The sequence below is a fragment of the Paenibacillus sp. FSL H3-0302 genome, from assembly GCF_037982245.1.
Classification (GTDB): Bacteria; Bacillota; Bacilli; order Paenibacillales; family Paenibacillaceae; genus Paenibacillus_AQ; species Paenibacillus_AQ odorifer.
Genome location: NZ_CP150284.1, coordinates 1,271,959 through 1,287,723, shown reverse-complemented (window position 1 = coordinate 1,287,723; position 15,765 = coordinate 1,271,959). Strand labels below are relative to the sequence as shown.

Genomic DNA, 15,765 nt, shown 5'->3' with positions numbered 1-15,765 from the left:
ACCATCGAATTTGCTTGATTATTCAAAAAACACAGGCATACCAGTTTCAGAGGATTTATAAATAGCCTCCAAGATGCGAGTCACAACCAACGCCTGCTCCGGCTTCACTACAGGCTCGGTGTCATTTACAATGCTGTCAATCCACTGAGCTGCCTCTATCACCGCAGGATCATCTCCTGCACCATCATAAAAGTCGACGCCACCGGCATCCAGACCGATATGCTTTTCAAAGGTTTTACCGTAGGCTTCTCCGTTAATGCGCAGACCCTTCTCCATATCTGCTCCGCCTTCAGTCCCACAAAGTACCGTTTTGGCCTCACCGACATCGAGTGTATTCAGTGCCCAGCTTGCTTCTAAGACGATGGTAGCCCCATTCTCCATAGTGATGAATCCAATGGCGGAATCCTCCACTGTAAACTTCTCAGGATCCCACGGGCCCCAAGCATTTGCAGCATTTTTACGACCGGACAGCTTATGATAAGCGTTGCCCACGACATATTTAGGTTTGTAATTATCCATCATCCACAGGGTCAAATCGAGCGCATGGGTGCCGATATCAATCAACGGACCGCCGCCTTGCGCTTCTTCATCCAAAAACACACCCCAAGTTGGGACCGCGCGACGACGGATAGCCTTAGCTCTGGCGTAATAGATCTCACCAAGCTCATTATTCTCACATACCGCATGCAGATAAGCTGAATCTGGTCTGAAACGGTTCTGATAACCGATGGTCAGCTTTTTCCCAGTTCGCTCTGAGGCCTCGATCATCGCTTGTGCTTCTGCCGTGGTTTTAGCCATCGGCTTCTCACACATTACGTGTTTGCCTGCTTCCATAGCCGCAATGGAAATCTCCGCATGGGAAATATTCGGCGTACATACATGTATCACATCTATACTTGCATCGTTAAGAAGCTCTTTATAATCTGTGTAAACTACGGACTGCTCATCTCCAAACTCCGCTTTTGCCTTCTCGGCACGTTCAGCGACGATATCACAAAAAGCAACCATACGCGCACCTTCTACTTTTTTTAACGCGGGCATGTGCTTGCCGTTCGCAATACCTCCGCAGCCGATAATTCCTACTGTTAAAGTCATTCTGGTCTAACCTCCACTTATTCCTGTTTTGATATCTCTATCATACAAAGCTGAGGAAGGGCTTTCTTCCTGTAATCTTGCTGTATTATTCCCGAATATTGTCTTGTGGTATTTCAGCGGGGATATCCCCGTTGCTTCCTTGAAAAAATGATGGAAGGTCTTCACGCTGCCAAACCCGGCTGCCTCCGCCACGGCAGACATCGGCAGATCTTCATTGATCAAGATCCATTTGGCTTTGTTAAGCCGGTATTCGTTTAAGAACGCGATAAAGGTCATGCCCGTGTTTTTCTTGAACAATTTGGTAAAATAATAAGGACTAAACCCCATATAATTAGCTACCTCATTCAGCGTAATAGCCTCCTGGTAATGCTGCTCCACATAGATAAAAATCCGCTCTAGTCTCTCCAGTGTTTCTCTGGATTGATTCAGTGTATCTTCCGAGAACTTAGGCTGTTTCTTGATCGGACTCTTCGGTACCTCCCGTAGAATAACGGTCAGCAGTTCAAACAATCTAGCCTTGATTAGAAAAACATATCCTTCTCTTCGCTGTACATCTTCCTCGTAAATACTCTCAATCAGCCCTTTGACCTTCGCGGCAGTTGCCACGGGCCATCTAGAACTGGAATACTCCATAAGCGTAAAGACCTCACGAAGTGAGTAGTCATTACCGTTCAAAGCGGCTACTTCTTGAAACAAATTCAGGTCAAATTGAATCACTACCCGTTCACTCTCAGGTGAAGAGAGAAAATAATGCACATCCCCACCATTGATAAACTGAACCTCGCCCTGTTCCATGTGAATAGGGGTATCATTAATTCCCAGATTCAGGCTTCCTTTGGTAACATAGATAATTTCAATTTCTTTATGCCAATGCGGATAACACAACGTATCACCATTGCAGAGTAAACTGCGGTAAGGAAAGTGCTTATCCACATCCGGAATCTCGAGATAAATATTCATAAATGCAACTCCTTATCCGAGTAAATCATTATAACCAGGGCTTGCATGCCATATTTTAAAATTTTACGTAAGCGTTTACTCTCTAAATGTTAGACCTCCAATATTCTTTTGTCAATTCCGATATTTCTAAGTAAATTTTTGGTATATTCATTGGTTTCATTCCTATTTAAAGATTACTGCTCTTGCGTAGTTTTGATCATTTTTTTATTTTTTAGGTACAGTTGACAAAAGCGCCTACCAGCATTTATATTCGGGGTAAGCGTTTACGTTCTCTTCTTTCATAACTTACTCTCATCAGCGTAAGCGTTTAATTCAAGGATAACCGTAGTTTAAGGAGCTCATAGGAATGAACCCAACGATTAAAGATGTTGCACAGAAAGCGAACGTTTCCATTGCCACAGTCTCTCGCGTGCTAAACAATTTAAGTGGGTATTCGGACAAAACGAAACAAAAGGTAAATGAGGCGATCAAAGAAATTGGTTATCAACCCAATGCGATTGCCCGGGGTCTAATCAATAAGCGTACACAAACCATTGGTGTTATGTTCCCTAGTGTTTCTGGTGCTTTCTCTTCCGATCTGCTCAAAGGTATTGAAGAATTGGCCAATGACCGGAACTACAGTGTGATGGTATGCAATACCGATCAGGACGGTAAAAGAACGTTGAAGTACTTACAGCTCCTGAGAGAGAAACAGGTTGATGGCATTATTTTTTCTAGTGAAGTCCTTAAGAAAGAATATTACGATGTGCTCGAAACCATGAGGATCCCCGTTGTATTGGTCTCTTCCCAAACAGAATTCGCCAAGGTCCCTTATGTGAAAGTAGATGATTATCGAGCAGCTTTTGACGCTATCCTCTACTTAATTTCAAAAGGTCACCGCAAAATAGCCATGATTAGTGGAAACCCTAGCGATCTTATCGCTGGTGCGCCAAGAGCAGAAGGTTATAAGCATGCGCTTGAAGCAAATGGTATTCCTTTTGACAGCCGCTATCTTGCTTACGGAGATTTTTTGTATGAGAGCGGAAGTATAGCTATGGAGACTCTTTTGGAGCAAGCGCCTGATGTGACTGCCGTTTTTGCTGCTAGTGATGAAATGGCGATTGGTGCCCTCTCCACCGTTATCAAAAATGGTCTAAGCGTGCCCGAGGATATCTCCATTATGGGATATGACGATCTTGGATTAGCCAAAATGGTTATTCCGCCTTTAACAACAGTACGCCAACCGCTGTACGATATTGGAAAGATCGCCGTGGAGAAGCTCATTCAGATGATTGAAACAGGCGAGTCTGTCAACAGCCAGATTGTCGATCACACAATTGTGGAAAGACAAACGGTAAGATCGCTTACCTAAGTCTTTTTATCAATATTACGTAAACGTTTACTGTTCACTATTGCATACCCGTCGCTTAGAAGAACACGAACATCATTTAAGTTTGCCGTCAACGTAAACGTTTACTCTTATCAAATTCACCATAATACCAACACATTATTAGGAGGATTTATCATGAAAAAAACAATTAAACCCGTAATGGTTAGTCTACTGGCTATGTCCGTGCTTAGCGCCTGCGGTAGCAATAGTGGTAACAATGCGGCTGACAACACATCTAGCGGCGGGAACTCCTCCGGTGACAAGGTAAAAATCGAGTTTTTCCAAAATAAGACCGAAGCCAAAGCCACCTTCGACAAGCTGGTTGCGAAATTTAATGAAGCCAATCCGAACATCGTAGTCACTCAAGTGAACCCACCGGATGCCGAAACAGTGCTGAAGACTCGTGCAGCTAAAAAAGACATCCCTGACGTAGTGGGTATAGGAGCCACTGACACCTACAAAACATTATCCGGAAGTGGTCTGTTTGAAGACTTCTCAAGTGATCCACTTGCTGAAAATATCCAGCCTGCTTATGTTCAAATGCTGAAAGACCTGACAGGTTCGAGCGAGCTGAATGGTCTTCCATTCTCTTCGAACGCAAGTGGTGTCATTTACAATAAAGCGATGTTCACTGAAGCCGGCGTTACCGTGCCAACCACTTGGGATGAGTTCATTGCCGTCGCTCAAAAGTTCAAGGACAGCGGTAAAAATGCTTTTTACCTGACCCTTAAGGATTCCTGGACAACCCTTACGCCGTTCAACTCCCTCTCTACAATCATTAAAGGCAATGATTTCTTCAAGCAACGTACTGAAGGTACTGTGACTTTCGCAGACAGCTTCACCGAAATTGCTGAAAAGCTGCTTAAGCTGACGGAATTCGGTCAAAAAGATATTTTTGGAAAAGGCTACAATGACGGCAACACAGCTTTCGCTAAAGGTGAATCTGCAATGTATCTGCAAGGGGTATGGGCGATCCCAGAAATCGTGAAGGCTAATCCATCCATTGAGCTTGGTGTATTCCCTTTCCCAGCGACAAATGATGCTGCTAACAATAAGGTCATTTCTGGCGTAGACACATTGTTGACTATCTCTAAGAGCACTAAACATAAAGAAGAAGCTAAAAAATTCGTTGAATTCCTGCTCCAGCCTGAGAATGTCAGCCTCTACATTAACGAGCAAAAAGCATTCCCAGCTGTGCAAGGTGTAACTCAAGATGATCCAACAATGGACGGCTTCAAAGCAGCATTTACCTCAGGTAACTTGGCCGACTTTGCGGACCACTACATCCCAAGTGCAATGAAAGTGGATACCATCAATCAAGCCTTCCTGCAAAAGAAAGATGTTGATGCGTACCTGAAACAGCTTGATAAAGAATGGGATAAGGTAGCTGACCGGAAATAACGAGACCTGACAAATAAGAGCCGAGAAAGAGAACGGGACTCCCCCTTCTCTTTCTCTTTTCCAAGGAGGATTACATGATGGCCAAACGCCGAGTCGCCTTTTATCTAATGACTATACCGGCATTGCTTCTTTTCTTTGCCTTTCACACCTTTCCTGCACTGCAGGGTATTTATTATTCGTTCACTAACTGGGACGGCTTCAGTGACAGCTTTGATTACGTAGGATTTAAGAACTTCATTAACATTTTTCAAGATGAAAATGTGCTGAATTCATATGTGTTCACTTTTAAATATGCCATCTTAACGACTATTCTCATCAACATCATCAGTTTGTTGATTGCGCTTGGGCTTAACGCCAAGATTAAAGCCAAAAACTTTTTCCGCGGTGTATATTTCCTGCCAAATATCCTCAGCGTGCTGATTGTCGGCTTTATTTTCAACTATTTGTTCGCAAATGTATTCCCTATCTGGGGCGAGAAGCTTGGCAGCGAATTCCTTTCGCAGAACATTCTCGGCAACTCCGATTGGGCCTGGATCGGTATCGTCATTGTAGCCGTTTGGCAGGGAATTGCTTATAACACGATTCTCTATCTGGCAGGTCTACAGACGATTCCGCAAGATCTTTACGAAGCCTCCAATCTGGACGGCGCTAGCCGCTGGAGAGAATTCTGGAGTATTACTTTTCCAATGCTTGCTTCCTTCTTCACGATCAACATGGTGCTGGCGATGAAGGGCGGCTTAATGGTATTCGACCAAATCGTAGCCTTGACAGGTGGGGGACCTGGACGTTCAACACAATCCATTGCCCACTTAATCTATACAGGCGGCTTCCAAGGCGGAGAATTTGCCTATCAATCGGCGAACGCCGTGATTTATTTTATCGTGATCGTTGTGATCTCCGCCCTTCAGCTTAAATTTCTGCAGAAACGGGAGATGGACTTATGATCAAAAAATCAAGCAACTGGCCTGCAACGATTCTTATCGCGCTAGGCTCACTACTGATCCTTTTTCCGCTGTACATGACTATTGCTATCGCGCTAAAGAATCCAGAGGAAATGGCTCAATCCATCTTTTCACTGCCGACTGGCCTGCATTTTGAGAACTTCGCCAATGCCATTAAGGCAACCAATTTCTTCAACGCCTTAGGAAATAGCGCCACGATCACAATAACATCAGTAGTGTTCATCTTGCTTACCAACTCCATGGTAGCCTACGCGATTGCCCGCAATATGAACCGAAAATTCTTCAAAGCGCTCTACTTTTATTTTATCAGCGCAATGTTTATTCCTTTCCAGATTATTATGCTGCCTGTGGTCAAAGTGACAACGGATCTGCATATGAACAACATTCTGGGTCTTATTATTCTATACATTGTTTATGGCTTGGCTTTTAACGTGTTTGTATACACTGGTTATATCCGCTCTATTCCTTATGAGCTAGAGGAAGCTGCCACAGTAGATGGTGCAACGACATTCGGAACGTTCTGGAAGATTATTTTCCCACTTCTTGCTCCGGTCAGTGCAACAATTGGTATCCTCTCCTGTCTGTCGACTTGGAATGACTTTATGCTGCCGTTGATTCTGCTAGGTGATCAGGATTCATACACACTTCCGCTTGTACAGTATGTCTTCCAAGGTCAATTCAGCACAGATTTCAACTTAGCCTTTGCTTCGTATCTGCTTGCTTTATCCCCGATGCTCGTGGTTTATTTGTTCGCGCAAAAATGGATTATCAGTGGACTAACATCAGGGTCCATTAAATAACTAAGATTTATATAGAGAGATAGGAGAGTTATACATGGATAAGAAATGGTGGAAAGAAAGCGTAGTTTATCAAATCTACCCCCGCAGCTTCAAAGACAGTAACGGGGACGGCATCGGTGATCTGCAGGGCATTATCTCGAAACTCGATTATTTAAATCAGCTTGGCGTCGACGTAGTCTGGTTATGCCCGGTATACGAGTCGCCAAACGACGATAACGGCTATGATATCAGTAACTATCAAAGTATTATGGATGATTTCGGAACACTCTCTGATTGGGAGGAACTGCTAGCTGGACTTCACAGCCGCGGCATGAAGCTGATTATGGATCTTGTGGTCAACCACTCCTCTGATGAGCACGCTTGGTTCGTGGAGTCCCGCAAATCGCAGGATAATCCTTATCGTGATTATTATATCTGGCGGCCGGGCCAGGACGGACAGAAGCCTAACGACTGGGGTTCCTTCTTCAGCGGTTCGGCTTGGGAATTCGATGAGAAGTCGGAGGAATATTACCTCCATCTCTTCTCGAGAAAGCAACCCGATCTGAATTGGGATAATCCTAAGCTGCGCCAGGAAGTCTACGATATGATGACCTGGTGGCTGGACAAGGGCATTGACGGATTCCGTATGGATGTAATCAACTTGATCTCCAAAGTACCGGAATTACCTAGCGTTGCCCCAGAAAATAACGGAGAACAGCCTACGTACCACTTCGGAGGAGACTATTTCGTTAACGGACCACGCGTACATGAGTATATGCAGGAAATGAACCGTGAGGTCCTGTCCAAGTACGATATCATGACAGTGGGCGAAGCCGTTAATGTCACTCCCGAGGAGGCTTCGTTGTACGTTTCCGAGGATCGCAACGAGCTGAACATGGTATTCCATTTCGAGCTCATGGACGTCGATTCCGGACCTGGAGGCAAATGGAATGTGCAGCCTTGGAAGCTGGCGGACATCAAGTCCATCATTTCCAAATGGCAAATCGCGCTGGACGGTAAAGGTTGGAACAGTCTGTATATGAACAACCACGATCAGCCGCGTATGTTATCCCGCTTCGGAGATGATAAGTTATATCCGAAAGAGTCTGCCAAGATGCTGGCAACACTGCTGCACACGCTCCAAGGCACACCTTACATCTATCAAGGCGAAGAAATCGGCATGACGAATGTACAGTTTGATTCCATCAACGATTACAAAGACATTGAAATCTTGAATATGTATAAAGAATACTTGGCTGCCGGACATTCGGAAGAAGCAATCATGAACTCCATTTACATTAAAGGCCGGGACAATGGCCGTACGCCGATGCAATGGAACGCCGAGCCGCAGGCAGGCTTCACGACGGGCTCTCCTTGGCTAGCCGTAAATCCTAATTACAAGGAAATTAATGTGGAGCAGGCGCTGGCTGATCCTGATTCTATTTTTTACTATTATAAGAGACTTATTGAGCTGCGCAAGCAGCATGAAATTATCGTATACGGAAATTATACAATTCTGGCTGAGGAGAATGAACAGGTATATGCTTATCTGCGTACTCTTGGAGAAGAACAGCTACTGGTTGTATTGAATTTCTTCGGAGAGCCTGCGACCTTCGAACTTCCTTCTACTGTGAAGTTCCAAGCGAAGGCATTGCTTATTGCCAATTACGAAGTAAATCCAGAAGAAGAACTAAACACAATTCAGCTTCGTCCTTATGAAGCTCGTGTGTATAAGCTTAAATAAACTAGACCCCCTACATGAAACAATAAAAAGGAGCCTCACGGCTCCTTTTTACTTTCCTCCAACAGCTACCGGATTGACCTGTACCTGTCCCGCGTTCAATTTCTCAATAATCGCCAGTAAGAAGGTTTCGGCTAGGCTGTTCTTTTTAATCGCTCTGGCGGCTTCTTCCAAAGTAAACCATTCAGCATGATCAACCTCAGTACTCACCTGGCTCAAGTCCTCCGAATCTGCAACACCTATAAAATTCAGCATTAGCGTATTGGATGGTGCGAAGTACAAGCTGCGCATATATTCATAAGCGACAATATCAAGTCCTACCTCTTCTTTTACCTCACGTACGAGAGTCGTTTCCGCATCTTCACCTTTGTTCACGTATCCTGCGAGTAATATGTAGTCTGGCCGATTATATTGCTGAATTAATAAAATCTTGTTTTTCTCCCTGTTTAATACTGCTGTACTAATCGCCGTGCTGAAAATAGGGAATCGGAACATTTCACACGCATTACAATAAGGTACCTGCCCTTCCCCTTCACTTTCTTTCATTACTAACTCTGTCCCACATTCCAGGCAATACTTCAAACTGATCGCTTCCTTCTATTCTAAGTTAGCCTAATTCTACTCCAATTGAGGTGGAATCCGGTGATACGTAGCTTGTTCAAACCCGTATGCTAAGGCTATGAGCGTAGGCTCGCTATAAGCTTTTCCGGAAAAAACAACACCAAAAGGTCCCCTGGTCGAATCCCCATCCGCATCAATAATGCCTTGAGATACATATCCCGCCGGAACGGTAACTAATGGATAACCTAAGCGTGCCGCAATATACATGCCATCTACATCACCAGGCAGCAATAACGCGTCTAAACTATATTGCTCCAACACATAATCTATTCCTTGCTCAAGCGCTAATTCCTTGTATTCTTGTCTCTTCTCTTCATAGGCCTCTTCAGTTAATGTTACTTCTTCTGATCTTGTCAGGGTGTCTTGCCCATATTGCAAAGCAATCTCAGCATGTCTTTCATTATAGGCTATCAATTCTTGCAAAGAGTGAATCGGAACGGAATCATCTACTTGTGCTAAATACTGGTTGAGCCCTTTTTTAAATTCATAACAAATCACATCATTATTCCAATTCTGTTGTTCAACATGTACTGTGACAGGATCTATAAGGGTAGCCCCTTCATTCTTCAAGGTCAAGATAGCTGCTTCCATAATTGCAAGCCTCTCAGCGTCTAAATGCTTATAATAATGCCGTGGAATACCTATTCTTGCTTGTCGTATAAAGCTTTTATCTAAACTTGAAGTATAGTCTGTATAAGCGTATTTTTCGCTTGAAAATGTTGCTGAATCGTTGGCGTCCACTCCGGTTAACGCCCCTAAAATAATTGCCGCATCTGTAACCGTTCTAGCTATAGGCCCAGGGGTATCCTGGCTTACTGAAATGGGAATGACTCCAGAACGGCTCACTAATCCCACCGTAGGTTTGATTCCGACAAGAGCATGTTGGCTGGCTGGACCGACAATAGATCCTGCGGTTTCCGTTCCGATCGCTGCTGCTGCCAGATTCGCTGCTACGGCTGCCGCAGGCCCAGAGCTGGAACCACTGACAAATACCGTCCCAGGTCCATACGAATTCAGTACAAGCCCGCCCCGCGAGCTATATCCCGCAGGCATTGTACTAGACATAAAATTAGACCACTCCGACATATTCGCCTTCCCAAGTAAAATAGCCCCCGCCAATCGAAGCTTGGCCGCTACAAATGAATCTTTTGCCGCAATTGATCCAGCTAAAGCTACAGAACCGGCACTCGTATGCATCTTATCCGCGGTGTCTATATTATCCTTCAATACAATAGGAATACCGTGCAGGCTCCCGCGGCTCCCTTTTTCTGCTCGTTCTTTATCGAGTGCTCGCGCGATTTGTATAACCTCTGGATTTATTTCTAAAATAGAGTTTATGTCTATATCGTATTTATGGATCCGCTCCAAATATACTTGAACTATATCCTCTGAGGTAATTAAACCTGCTTCCAGAGCCTCTTGCATTTTAATTATATCCGTCTCAATAATCCATTCCTGAAGTTTATTCTTCATACGAATAACTCCTTCCAAAAAAATAAAATTGCCTCTAGTATAAACCTACCACAAAATTTCACCTCAATAATATGGAGAGTTTAACTATAGTTATATTCAGCTATTTGACTCCCTCGGCTACAGATGATAGGGTATTTTCGAAGTTAAATTTTTCCGGGAGGGAACACCCATGACGGAAGTAAAGCTTAGTATTGGATACGACGAATTCGAAGAAGGTCAAAGAATTGGCGAAGCAATTGAGAAGTTAAGCAGCAGCCCTGAAGGTGCGTCGCTGACCAGCCTAATTATCGGTGATTGGGGGCAAGCCTACGAGAATAGCTCGGAAGAGGTTGTAGAGGCACTGGTTACGCATAGCGCCAGCTTCCCTGCTTTACGCAAGCTTTTTATTGGTGAGATGGGCTATGAGGAATGCGAGATTTCATGGATTACCCAAAGCGATCTATCACCGCTGCTCCCTGCTTTTCCAGAATTACAATCACTCACGATTCAAGGCGGGAATGAGCTGAGCCTCTCAGAGCTAAAGCATGACAAGCTGGAGGAACTGATAATTATTAGCGGCGGCTTAAGTAAAGCCGTACTTGAAAATATTGCAGCCAGCCAATTGCCGAATTTACGCAAGCTGGAACTATATCTTGGCGTAGATAACTACGGCTTTGACGGAAGCCTCGCAGATATTCTACCTCTTATAGAAGTAGGAAAGTTCCCTAAACTTACCTATCTGGGATTAAAAAATAGCGAAATACAAGATGAAATCGCCGGTGCAGTAGCAAATGCGCCTATCTTAGATCAGCTGGATACGCTAGATCTATCTCTGGGTACCCTCAGCGACGAAGGTGCTGAATTGCTTCTTGCCAGCGAGAGAATCAAGGGACTAAAAGCATTGAATCTAAGCCATCATTTTATGTCCGACGAGATGATCAGCCGGTGGCAGCAGAGTGGATTACCTGTCGATGTCAGCGACAAACAGGAAAGCGATGATGAGGAAGACTGGCGTTATCCTTCCATCACAGAGTGAGCCCCCTATGCGGCCGATGATCGTTATCGGTATTCCTGGGGATAAACGGACTAGCGGCATTCAGCAAGCACGTTCCGATCTCGGAATGCCACCTGCCATCATTTTATCGTACGCTGAATTTCTGCAAGGCCAATCGTTAGGTGATCTGCTGGAAGTGCAGAAGCAGCAGTTATCCAGCCAGCCGGCTGTTTATAACGGAATAGATCTCAGTGCGGCTCCCCCGCTGCTGAGATTGGAATCGCCTGGCAGCAGCTTTGAAGTAGAACGTGCCTTAATCGCTCTTGGCGCACCTGATGCCGTTGATGTTGACGATTCGTTGCATCCCTACGCTGAAAGACCTGATCCGCGCCCACTCCGTGTGAAGGTAGCCCATCAATTGAAGGAGATGCAGGGTGTCCTGCATCATCCTTCGCAATGGTTCCGCGGTTATTGCCGCATGCTGGCTAGACTACAGCGCGAAGCCAAAGAGGTTTGTCCAGGCTCGCTATGGTTAAATGACCCCGCTGACATTGCGGCCATGACCGATAAACGGCGGGCACAACAGATTCTGAGTGAGGCAGGCATCACTATTCCTCGTCCATTAGGCGAGGAACAACAGCCTACCGACTATGCCTCTCTCCGTGAGATGATGATCTCCCGGCGAATGCACCGGGTATTCATTAAGCTAGCCTTCGGCTCTGCCGCTTCCGGGGTGATCGCCTATCAGCTCCATCCCGTTACAGGTGCCGAAGTTGCCTTAACTACAGTGGGGGTCGAGAATTACATCACCCGACCGCCCATTTACTATAATTCCGGTAAACTGCGGCGATACACAGATACCGCCACGATCTCCGGCATTATTAACTGGATTTATCGGCATGGTGGTTATGCCGAGCAATGGATCCCTAAGATCGGCCATAACGGCAAAGCCTTCGATATCCGCCAGCTCGTGGTTCTCCGCGAGGCCTGTCATGCAATTGCTCGTGTAAGTTCCACCCCAATTACGAATCTGCATTTACGTAGCCAGCGGATGTCTCCTTCAGAAGCCGGTTTATCAGAATTCATACAGGAGCAGGTACGAAATACCGCGTTGCAAGCGCTGGCGGCATTTCCCCGTTCTGGAGTTGCCGGGATAGACGTGCTGATATCTGGAGGATCGCAACAGTGTTTTGTCGCCGACGTTAATCCATTTGGCGATTTGCTGTACGATGTAAAATACCGTGGCTGCAGCACCTACGAATGGGAAATGAAGGTATTGACCGCCAGAGACTATATTACTCATCCCTCAACACCGCTTATAAAGGAAGGATCCTCTTAATGGATATGAACACTATCGTTGGCACCCATGACATTCTAATGATCACGCTTGATACCCTTCGATACGATGCAGCTACTATGGAGGAAGCGAACTGCCCGAACCTGTGCGGAACGGGATCCTGGGAGAAAAGACATACTCCCGGCAGCTTTACTTATGCGGCCCATCACGCTTTTTTCGGCGGCTTCTTGCCTACTCCAGCTACAACGGATAAGACTGAGCATATCCGTATGTTCCATTCCCGAAATACCGGAATGAAGACGCATCCTCATACATGGCTGTTCGATACGCCGGATATCGTGTCAGGACTTGCTGCCGAGGGCTATCGCACGGTTTGTATTGGAGGTGTTATTTTTTTCACCAAAAAAAATCCACTCGCTCGTGTGTTGCCAAGCTATTTCCAGCAAAGCTACTGGCGGATGACCTTCGGTGTGACCAATCCGCGTTCCACAGAGCATCAGGTGAACCATGCCTTGAAGCTGCTAAAGGATACTCCTAGCGAGCAAAGATTGTTTATGTTCCTCAACGTCTCTGCCATTCACGGACCAAATCATTATTTTGTACCTGGTGCTAAAAAAGACTCCGTAGACAGCCAGCGCGCCGCTCTTCGTTATGTGGACGGTGAACTGGGCCGGTTGTTCGATGCGTTCCGGGAACGCGGCAATCCTGTCTTCTGCCTGGCTTTTTCAGATCATGGAACCGCTTATGGGGAAGATGGCTATCAGGGGCATCGCCTTGCCCACGAGACGGTATGGAACGTCCCTTATCGGGAGTTTATTTTATAATATTTATAACAAGGAAAGGATGGAGAACTGATATGACGTTATCGTCCTTCTCTTTAGAAGAGCTTCACAAGTGGAAAGACAGCATTACTGCTCACCCTTACCGTTCTTATCTGTATTCCTATCCACATAAAACGGCTTACAGGGATTTGCAGCCTCCGATGCCGCTAGAAACACTCTGGCGTGATGAGCCTGCGGAATCTTTCTTTCTATATATGCATATTCCGTTTTGTGGCGCACGCTGCGGATTCTGCAACCTATTTACCCTGCCTGATAAACGCGCAAATGTTCATGCCACATACGTGGATGCCCTGGAACGCCAAGCAAAGCAATGGGCGGAATTCACCAGACATAAACCTTATGCGCGTTTTGCGATCGGCGGTGGAACTCCCACCCTGCTGGCAGCAGATCAGCTCCGCCGCTTGTTCCACATTGCCGTTGATACGATGGGACTGGACACAAATACAGCCTCCATCTCAGTGGAAACTTCACCGGAGACGATTACCGAAGAGAAGCTGAATATTCTAAAAGAGTATACGGTGGATCGGGTCAGCATGGGCATCCAAAGTTTTGTCGCTGCTGAATCGGCGGCCATCTATCGCCCACAAAATCCGGATGAGGTATATCGGGCACTAGAGCTGCTGGGGAAATATGATTTTCCCATACTGAATTTAGATCTGATCTACGGGCTTCCGGGGCAGACGGTCGACTCTTGGCTATATTCGCTCAATCAAGCGATCAGCTTTGAGCCAGAGGAAATTTTCATCTATCCGCTCTACACCCGTGAGCATACGATTGTGAAGCCTGGTGATATCCAGCGTCAGGACGATATTCGCCTAGATTGCTACAAAGCCGCTGGGCAGCTGCTTAGAGCGAGAGGATATCGCCAATACTCCATGCGTCGTTTCGCCAAGGAAGACGCAGGAACAGCTAAACCCATTCTCGATTATAGCTGCCAAGAAGAAGGAATGGTCGGATTGGGCTGCGGAGCAAGATCCTACACCCGCCATGTGCATTACGCTTCCCGTTATGGGGTAAGCCGTAAAGCAACCGAGAGCATTATTGCTGATTACGTTGCGACGGATCGTTACGATACTGCGGATTACGGGATTGTGCTGAGTCTTGAAGAACAGAAACGCCGCTTTATTCTGAAGGCGATTCTACATAGCGAAGGGCTGAAGCTTGAAGATTACAGCCAGCGTTTCGGTCAATCGCTCTGGAGCGATTATCCTGAGCTGTCCAACCTGCTTCATTCCGGTCTTGGGCAGGAGGAAGATGGCATCCTGCGCCTTACCACCGAAGGGATGGGTTACTCTGATTCGATTGGGGATTGGTTTATTTCTGGGGAGATCCGAGAGCAGATGGAAAGGTTCGTATTGCCATGAATGCGGTCCTCTACTACCGCGGTTCCCTCACGTCCTGCAACTATGATTGCCCCTATTGTCCTTTTGGCAAAACAAGAGACAGCGCAGCTACGCTCGCCAAGGACCGCCAGGGGCTGGAAGCCTTTGTGGCGTGGGCCTCTGAGCAAGGTGCGGCAGGTCATCGGCTTTCTATATTTTTTAATCCCTATGGCGAAGGGCTAATTCATCGCTGGTACAAAGAAGCAATGATTGCCCTCTCCAATATGGACCATGTAGAGAAGGTAGCGATTCAGACCAACCTATCTGCCAACCTGGATTTCATCTCCCAGCTGAATCGTAAAAAAGTGGCCTTTTGGGCCACCTACCACCCCGGACAAGTGCGGGAGGATAAATTTCTGGCGCAATGTTTGACTTTATATGAGAACGACGTTCCATTTAGTGTGGGAAGCGTTGGAATACGCAGCGCTTTTTCAGCTATAGCTTCACTTCGTTCTGCGTTACCAGAGAACGTGTACTTATGGGTCAATGCTTACAAAGATAAACCTGATTATTATACAGCTGAGGATTTTGTCTTCCTTAGCGAGATTGATCCACATTTTTCTGTGAATGCTATGGATTATGAAAGCCTTGGCCAAGCCTGCAATGCAGGAAAAGATGTTTTTTACGTACAGGGCGCTGGGCTTGTGAAACGCTGCTATAAGGACAGAGGGGTCATAGGCAATCTTTACCGTGATGGGCTAGAGGGTCTCTCTGCGGTTAGAAGCTGCCGAATGAAGGTATGCGATTGTTATATCGGTTATATTCATATGCCCGAGCTGAAGCTGCGGAGCATCTATGAAGCTGGACTTTTGGAACGAATCCCGTATGGCGCTATGAATAACTGATTTAAAATTCCAGACAGGGTTTCTT

Annotated in this window: 14 protein-coding genes; 10 read left to right on the top strand and 4 right to left on the bottom strand. The window is 45.9% G+C overall.

What is annotated here, in order from left to right; genetic code table 11:
* Window positions 1–18: 18 nt before the first annotated feature.
* Window positions 19–1,095 (bottom strand): Gfo/Idh/MocA family oxidoreductase, encoded by a 1,077-nt coding sequence (locus tag MHH50_RS05630; RefSeq protein ID WP_076129559.1) that lies wholly within the window; start codon window positions 1,093–1,095, stop codon window positions 19–21.
* Window positions 1,096–1,101: 6 nt separating this feature from the next.
* On the bottom strand, window positions 1,102–2,055 hold the full coding sequence (locus MHH50_RS05625) for an AraC family transcriptional regulator (RefSeq protein WP_076195168.1): 954 nt from the start codon (window positions 2,053–2,055) through the stop codon (window positions 1,102–1,104).
* Between the two features lie 346 nt (window positions 2,056–2,401).
* On the opposite strand from MHH50_RS05625, the gene MHH50_RS05620 reads away from it, so the two are divergent.
* The 5 genes from MHH50_RS05620 to MHH50_RS05600 all read left to right on the top strand — a co-directional run bounded on the left by MHH50_RS05620 (window position 2,402) and on the right by MHH50_RS05600 (window position 8,310).
* Entirely contained in the window at window positions 2,402–3,406 is a 1,005-nt protein-coding gene (locus MHH50_RS05620) for a substrate-binding domain-containing protein (protein ID WP_036680403.1), read from the top strand.
* Between the two features lie 153 nt (window positions 3,407–3,559).
* The gene (locus tag MHH50_RS05615) at window positions 3,560–4,825 is read left to right on the top strand and encodes an extracellular solute-binding protein (protein ID WP_076129561.1); all 1,266 of its coding nucleotides are present in this window, start codon (window positions 3,560–3,562) and stop codon (window positions 4,823–4,825) included.
* A gap of 77 nt (window positions 4,826–4,902) precedes the next feature.
* Window positions 4,903–5,769 carry a sugar ABC transporter permease gene (locus tag MHH50_RS05610; protein ID WP_038568998.1) on the top strand — a complete coding sequence of 289 codons (867 nt, stop codon included), beginning with the start codon at window positions 4,903–4,905 and terminating at the stop codon, window positions 5,767–5,769.
* The gene (locus tag MHH50_RS05605; protein WP_038574152.1) at window positions 5,769–6,587 is read left to right on the top strand and encodes a carbohydrate ABC transporter permease; all 819 of its coding nucleotides are present in this window, start codon (window positions 5,769–5,771) and stop codon (window positions 6,585–6,587) included. Before MHH50_RS05610 ends, MHH50_RS05605 begins: the two co-directional genes overlap by 1 nt.
* Before the next feature lie 34 nt (window positions 6,588–6,621).
* Window positions 6,622–8,310: an alpha-glucosidase gene (locus MHH50_RS05600; RefSeq protein WP_076219686.1), complete on the top strand. Its 1,689-nt coding sequence runs from the start codon at window positions 6,622–6,624 to the stop codon at window positions 8,308–8,310.
* Between the two features lie 48 nt (window positions 8,311–8,358).
* On the opposite strand, the gene MHH50_RS05595 is transcribed toward MHH50_RS05600, so the two are convergent.
* Both MHH50_RS05595 and MHH50_RS05590 read right to left on the bottom strand, forming a co-directional pair.
* Window positions 8,359–8,853, bottom strand: a complete 495-nt coding sequence (locus tag MHH50_RS05595; protein WP_254847711.1) for an NUDIX domain-containing protein — start codon at window positions 8,851–8,853, stop codon at window positions 8,359–8,361.
* A 72-nt stretch (window positions 8,854–8,925) separates the two neighbouring features.
* Window positions 8,926–10,401: an amidase family protein gene (locus MHH50_RS05590; protein WP_340034059.1), complete on the bottom strand. Its 1,476-nt coding sequence runs from the start codon at window positions 10,399–10,401 to the stop codon at window positions 8,926–8,928.
* Between the two features lie 169 nt (window positions 10,402–10,570).
* On the opposite strand from MHH50_RS05590, the gene MHH50_RS05585 reads away from it, so the two are divergent.
* From MHH50_RS05585 to MHH50_RS05565, 5 genes are read left to right on the top strand one after another with little or no spacing between them, the layout of a single operon-like run.
* Window positions 10,571–11,416: an STM4015 family protein gene (locus tag MHH50_RS05585; protein WP_076129565.1), complete on the top strand. Its 846-nt coding sequence runs from the start codon at window positions 10,571–10,573 to the stop codon at window positions 11,414–11,416.
* Window positions 11,417–11,423: 7 nt separating this feature from the next.
* Window positions 11,424–12,713 carry an STM4014 family protein gene (locus tag MHH50_RS05580; protein ID WP_076195180.1) on the top strand — a complete coding sequence of 430 codons (1,290 nt, stop codon included), beginning with the start codon at window positions 11,424–11,426 and terminating at the stop codon, window positions 12,711–12,713.
* Window positions 12,713–13,495: an STM4013/SEN3800 family hydrolase gene (locus MHH50_RS05575; RefSeq protein WP_076129567.1), complete on the top strand. Its 783-nt coding sequence runs from the start codon at window positions 12,713–12,715 to the stop codon at window positions 13,493–13,495. The genes MHH50_RS05580 and MHH50_RS05575 overlap by 1 nt, the downstream gene beginning before the upstream one ends.
* A 32-nt stretch (window positions 13,496–13,527) precedes the next feature.
* Window positions 13,528–14,877: an STM4012 family radical SAM protein gene (locus MHH50_RS05570; protein WP_076129568.1), complete on the top strand. Its 1,350-nt coding sequence runs from the start codon at window positions 13,528–13,530 to the stop codon at window positions 14,875–14,877.
* Window positions 14,874–15,740: an STM4011 family radical SAM protein gene (locus MHH50_RS05565; RefSeq protein ID WP_076195184.1), complete on the top strand. Its 867-nt coding sequence runs from the start codon at window positions 14,874–14,876 to the stop codon at window positions 15,738–15,740. Before MHH50_RS05570 ends, MHH50_RS05565 begins: the two co-directional genes overlap by 4 nt.
* Window positions 15,741–15,765 lie beyond the last annotated feature (25 nt).

Bases quoted from the DNA above. Each gene is read 5' to 3' on its own strand.
- MHH50_RS05630 (WP_076129559.1), bottom strand. From the start codon at position 1,095: ATGACTTTAACAGTAGGAATTATCGGCTGCGGAGGTATTGCGAACGGC.
- MHH50_RS05625 (WP_076195168.1), bottom strand. From the start codon at position 2,055: ATGAATATTTATCTCGAGATTCCGGATGTGGATAAGCACTTTCCTTAC.
- MHH50_RS05620 (WP_036680403.1), top strand. From the start codon at position 2,402: ATGAACCCAACGATTAAAGATGTTGCACAGAAAGCGAACGTTTCCATT.
- MHH50_RS05615 (WP_076129561.1), top strand. From the start codon at position 3,560: ATGAAAAAAACAATTAAACCCGTAATGGTTAGTCTACTGGCTATGTCC.
- MHH50_RS05610 (WP_038568998.1), top strand. From the start codon at position 4,903: ATGGCCAAACGCCGAGTCGCCTTTTATCTAATGACTATACCGGCATTG.
- MHH50_RS05600 (WP_076219686.1), top strand. From the start codon at position 6,622: ATGGATAAGAAATGGTGGAAAGAAAGCGTAGTTTATCAAATCTACCCC.
- MHH50_RS05595 (WP_254847711.1), bottom strand. From the start codon at position 8,853: ATGAAAGAAAGTGAAGGGGAAGGGCAGGTACCTTATTGTAATGCGTGT.
- MHH50_RS05590 (WP_340034059.1), bottom strand. From the start codon at position 10,401: ATGAAGAATAAACTTCAGGAATGGATTATTGAGACGGATATAATTAAA.
- MHH50_RS05585 (WP_076129565.1), top strand. From the start codon at position 10,571: ATGACGGAAGTAAAGCTTAGTATTGGATACGACGAATTCGAAGAAGGT.
- MHH50_RS05580 (WP_076195180.1), top strand. From the start codon at position 11,424: ATGCGGCCGATGATCGTTATCGGTATTCCTGGGGATAAACGGACTAGC.
- MHH50_RS05575 (WP_076129567.1), top strand. From the start codon at position 12,713: ATGGATATGAACACTATCGTTGGCACCCATGACATTCTAATGATCACG.
- MHH50_RS05570 (WP_076129568.1), top strand. From the start codon at position 13,528: ATGACGTTATCGTCCTTCTCTTTAGAAGAGCTTCACAAGTGGAAAGAC.
- MHH50_RS05565 (WP_076195184.1), top strand. From the start codon at position 14,874: ATGAATGCGGTCCTCTACTACCGCGGTTCCCTCACGTCCTGCAACTAT.